Genomic DNA, 839 nt, shown 5'->3' on the forward strand with positions numbered 1-839 from the left:
GCCCTTAAGGCACTTGATCGCTCTCATTATCCATGCCCGCCGGGCCGAGGCCCGGCAGCGCAATCCAACCGGCGCCGTTCCGCGCGGCCGAAGCCGCGGAGAGAGGAACGGACCGGCCAAAAACCCGAACCCCCGAGCGAACAGGGGAACGGGCCCGGCCCGCGCCACGCGCCCGAAGGACGCCGGAACGGGCCTAGAAAGACCAGTTATCACACGAGACAGGCCCGAAGGCCGCGGCGGTCAAACCACGGCCGGCGGAGATCCCGCACCCAGAGGCGCGCCCGGACCCGTCTTCTCTTCACGATGTCACCTGAACAGGCGGCGGCACGCGTCCCGCGTCCCGCCGCAAACCCTTTTCCTTCCGACAAGCGATCAACCCGACCAGGCCGCTCCGGCATCAGCCGGGAACCAGGCGCCAGCATCCGCCGGCGGAGCCAAGCGGACGCGCCGAAGGCGCGGCCCAGCATAAGACTCCCGATCACGGCTGGCGGAACCACGACGTGGTGGAGCCAGACGGGCCCGTCCGCCCGCAGCGAAGCGAGGACGGACAAAACAAAGGACTGTCGATCACGGCTGGCGGAACCACAACGTGGTGGAGCCAGACGGGATCGAACCGACGACCTCATGCTTGCAAAGCACGCGCTCTCCCAACTGAGCTATGGCCCCTGAACCCGGCAATCGGCAGACGGCAACAGGCAGTCGGCAAAGCCCGACTGCCGAACGCCGAACGCCCGATGCCGAACGCCCGATGCCGAACGCCCGATGCCGAACGCCCGATGCCGAACGCCTGAACCTGGTGGGCCTGAGTAGAGTCGAACTACTGACCTCACCCTTATCAG

At 67.5% G+C, this 839-nt stretch carries 1 tRNA gene; it reads right to left on the bottom strand.

The features are described 5' to 3' along the window. Window positions 1-590: 590 nt before the first annotated feature. A tRNA-Ala gene (locus E4O86_RS23030) sits at window positions 591-666 on the bottom strand. Window positions 667-839 lie beyond the last annotated feature (173 nt).

Source organism: Propylenella binzhouense, assembly GCF_009866965.1.
Taxonomy (GTDB): domain Bacteria; phylum Pseudomonadota; class Alphaproteobacteria; order Rhizobiales; family Afifellaceae; genus Propylenella; species Propylenella binzhouense.